4 protein-coding genes and 1 pseudogene are annotated in these 3,575 nt (G+C 67.7%); all 5 read right to left on the reverse strand.

Annotated features, from left to right (window positions below):
• Window positions 1-263 precede the first annotated feature (263 nt).
• Window positions 264-917, reverse strand: a complete 654-nt coding sequence (locus SD626R_RS14965; protein ID WP_092567120.1) for a 30S ribosomal protein S7 — start codon at window positions 915-917, stop codon at window positions 264-266.
• Window positions 914-1,342, reverse strand: a complete 429-nt coding sequence (locus SD626R_RS14970; RefSeq protein ID WP_004048726.1) for a 30S ribosomal protein S12 — start codon at window positions 1,340-1,342, stop codon at window positions 914-916. The genes SD626R_RS14965 and SD626R_RS14970 overlap by 4 nt, the downstream gene beginning before the upstream one ends.
• 233 nt (window positions 1,343-1,575) lie before the next feature.
• A complete protein-coding gene (locus tag SD626R_RS14975; protein WP_092567121.1) occupies window positions 1,576-1,995 on the reverse strand; it encodes a NusA-like transcription termination signal-binding factor in 420 nt (139 codons plus the stop codon).
• Entirely contained in the window at window positions 1,995-3,209 is a 1,215-nt protein-coding gene (gene rpoA2 / locus SD626R_RS14980) for a DNA-directed RNA polymerase subunit A'' (RefSeq protein WP_092567122.1), read from the reverse strand. Before rpoA2 ends, SD626R_RS14975 begins: the two co-directional genes overlap by 1 nt.
• Window positions 3,202-3,575 (reverse strand): annotated as a pseudogene (locus SD626R_RS14985) (DNA-directed RNA polymerase subunit A'); the annotation flags it as partial. The gene rpoA2 and the pseudogene SD626R_RS14985, both read right to left, overlap by 8 nt.

Genomic DNA, 3,575 nt, shown 5'->3' on the forward strand with positions numbered 1-3,575 from the left:
TCCCTCGCGCGTGCGACTCGCAGCCTGACGGCTGCTCGTCGGCACGCGCCACCGCGCTCGTCATTTACCAGTGATCGTCGCCGTCGCTCACGGCTTTTAATCACTGTATCGCCGCAATCGATCCGCTTCAGCTGCTTCCCGTTTCGCCCGTCGTCCTCGGTTGATCCGGGCGTCTCAGCGTCCGGTAGCGCTGCCGCTCCGTGGGCGGGTCGAAACGGAAAATCCGCGAAACGCGTCCCGTCGGCTCGAAGTCGGAACCGGCGTTAGCGGGCCGCGGCGGCGACGCGCTCGCGCTCCTCCTTCTGCGCGATGGAGTAGGAGCGGTCGGCGTCGTAGTCCGCGGCCGTGACGAGCTCGTTGGCAAGCGCCTCGGCGGCGGAGGTCGTCGACTTGTACGTCGCGTTGGCGACCCCGTCGGAGATGAACAGCAGCGCCTGGTCGACGCGGCGCTGGGGCGCGACGTCGACCGCCTTCGGGACGGAGATGCCGCCGTACTTCAGGCGGACGGTCTCTTCCCGCGGCGCGGCGTTCTCGACGGCCCGGACGAGGACTTGGACCGGGTTCTCCTCGGTCCGCTCGTGGACGATGTCGAAGGCGTCGCGGACGATCCGCGTCGCCTGCTGTTTCTTCCCCGTGTTCTCGTCGGTCTGCATCAGGCGGTTGATCAGCCGCTCGACCAGCGAGATCTCGGACTTCTTGAACTGTTTGGACGCGTGACGGCCCATGGTGTGGGCGATGGGCGTCACGGTCATGTACCGCTTCGTCGAGGGGTCCTCGTAGGCGATCTCGGTGACGTCCCAGACGCCGAACAGCTTGGCGTTCTCGTTGGCGGCCTCGCTGCTCGCGGGCGCGTCCGGCTCCGGCTCGTCGGCGGCGATGTCCGCGTCGGACTCCGCCTCGGCTTCCTCCCCGCTCATCTGACGGGCTTCTCCGCGTTGCCGCGAACGAGTTCGATCATCGAGACGCCGTTGACCTTCTCGACCTTGTAGTTGACACCGGACAGGTCGCCCATCGCGCGACCCTTCGCCCCGCCGATCCCGGCGATCGTGACCTCGTCGTGCTCGTCGATGAACGAGATGGCGCCGTCACCGGGACAGAACGCGGTGACCTGCTTCCCGTTCTTGATGAGCTGCACGCGGACGCACTTTCGGATCGCGGAGTTCGGCTGCTTTGCCTCGATCCCGACCTTCTCCAGCACGATCCCGCGAGCCTGCGGGGCGCCTTCGAGGGGGTCGGACTTCTTCTTGAGCCCGCGCTCTCGCCGAGCGTACTCGGAGTCGGACCAGCGGCGCTTCTGCCGGTCCTGTTTGAGCTTACGGGCCGCGTATTTGCCGTTCGCCATCGTACACCCACTTCCGAACGGAGCTACTTAAGCGTCGTCTTTCGACGCGGAGAAACGGCCTCAGATCGCTCGAACGGCACCTCTCGTCCGTTCTGAGGTGGTTTTGCGAAATCACAGTGACGAAACGGCGGACGCTCGCGCCGGCTTATCGGCTCAACGGTGGCGAGCGTCCGTCGTTCGTTGCCGACCGCGAGCGATCGCACCGGCCCTCCTCGCCGGTTCGTCGCCGACGCTCAGGTCAGCTGCACGTCGTCGATATCGTGGTGCCGCTTCGCCAGCGTCCGGGCCGTCTCGATGTTGGCGCCGTCGGCGCCGATGGCGACGCCGCGGTCCGGCTCCGGCACCTCGACGTACGCGACCCGGTCGTTCTGCTCGGAGATCGTCACCGCGTTGACCGCGGCGGGCGCGAGCGCGCTCGCGACGAACGCCTCCGGCGTGTCCGCGTCCTCCACCAACTCGACGGACTTGCCGAGCCGCCGCTCCGCCTCCTCGACGGTCTCGCCGGCCTGTCCGATCGCGGCGGCCATCTCGCCGGCCGGGACGAGGAACACGAGTCGGTCGCCCTCCACGAGGCAGTCCTTCGGCGCGACCCCGGTCAGCTCGTCGAAGCGACCGATGTAGCGCCGCGCCTCGTCGGAGAGCTCGACGTACATCAGTCGTCGCCCACGACGCGCGACCCCATCCGGAGGTCGACGTCGCCGGTGCCGAGCGAGATCGGTTTGCCGGCGATGACGTTCTCGATGACGCCGTCGAGCTCGTCGTACTCGCCGTGGATCGCGGCGTCGAGCAGGTGGTTGACCGTCACCTCGAACGCCGCGCGCGCGAGCACGGAGTCCTTCGAGCCCGAGATGCCGTGGCGACCGATCGAGTCGATCTCGCCGTTGTTCGTCATGATGTCGGCCACGAGCATCAGGTGACGGACGTTCACGTCGTCGAGCCCCTGCTCTTCGAGCGTGTTCTTCGTCTCGTCGATGATCGTCTCGCGGGCCGCCTCGACGCCGAGGTTGCGGTAGATCTCGTGGATGTTGTTACACGTCGTCCGCGAGGCGTCGACGCCCTCGATGTCGAGGGCGTCGCCGAACGCCGACCCCTCGGTGTAGAGGACGAACTCCTCCTCGCCGTCGATCTCTTCCTTCCGGATGACGACGCGCTCGATCTCCTCGATCCCCTTGAAGACGATGTCGCGGAGCCGCTCGACGAGCTGGAGCAGCTCGCGGTAGCTCGGCTCGCTCGGACCGAACTCGACGACGGTCCCCGACTGTCGGGCGTCGACGCCGAGCGAGTCCTCGATGGTCTCGGCGATGATCCCGGCGACCTCCGAGGGGTCGGAGTGGGTCGGCCACCGTTCGAGGAGGGTGTCGTCGTTCAGGTCGATCCGCACCAGCATGTCGGCGACGTTCGTCGACACGTCGCCGAGCGCGAGGATGCGCGTCGCCTCGATGGACCAGACGACCTCGTGGGCCTTCTCGCGGTCCGTCGCGTACTCGCCCTCCAAGTGGACGGTCATCATCGGCGTGTCCGGCGTCTTCCGGGCGTCCACCAGCTCGATGAGCCGGGGGAGCCCCTGGGTGACGTCGATCTCCGCGACGCCGGCGTAGTGGAACGTGTTCATCGTCATCTGCGTCCCGGGCTCGCCGATCGACTGCGCGGAGACGGTGCCGACGGGATCGAGCGGGTCGACGCGCGTCTCGATATACCGGTTCTCGACGCCCGTCGCGACCTCGGTGGCCTGCTCGACCGTGATCTCGCCGGTCTCCTCGGCCTTCCGTTCGAGCGCCTCGTACACCTCGTCTTTGAGTCGGCTGGGGAGCTCCGTCGCCTCCACGACGGCCTCCATGTCGTCGGTGACGTGGTCGTACTCAGTCATCCGACTCCACCCCCGCGGCCTTGTTCAGCCCCGGCCCGGAGTGCTCCGAGAGGTTCGTCGGCGGCGTGCGCTCGCCGAGGAACCGCTCCTTCTCGTCGTCGGACTCGAACTCCGAATCGACGACGCGGTCGACGATGTCGTCGACATCGATCCCGTCGCCCTCGCCGGAGGAGACCTTCACCGGCGAGGTACCGTCCTCGCCGAACTCGAACTGGACGATCCGGCCCGAGGTGTCCCGGACCGTGCCGTCGTACTGCGCCTCCAACTCGGAGAGCGCGTTGATGAGACGGCGCTGGAGGTAGCCGGACTTGGAGGTCCGGACCGCCGTGTCGACGAGCCCCTCGCGGCCGCCCATCGCGTGGAAGA

The organism is Halorubrum sp. SD626R (genome assembly GCF_001261915.1).
Lineage (GTDB): Archaea > Halobacteriota > Halobacteria > Halobacteriales > Haloferacaceae > Halorubrum.

Bases quoted from the DNA above. Each gene is read 5' to 3' on its own strand.
- SD626R_RS14965 (WP_092567120.1), bottom strand. From the start codon at position 917: ATGAGCGGGGAGGAAGCCGAGGCGGAGTCCGACGCGGACATCGCCGCC.
- SD626R_RS14970 (WP_004048726.1), bottom strand. From the start codon at position 1,342: ATGGCGAACGGCAAATACGCGGCCCGTAAGCTCAAACAGGACCGGCAG.
- SD626R_RS14975 (WP_092567121.1), bottom strand. From the start codon at position 1,995: ATGTACGTCGAGCTCTCCGACGAGGCGCGGCGCTACATCGGTCGCTTC.
- rpoA2 (WP_092567122.1), bottom strand. From the start codon at position 3,209: ATGACTGAGTACGACCACGTCACCGACGACATGGAGGCCGTCGTGGAG.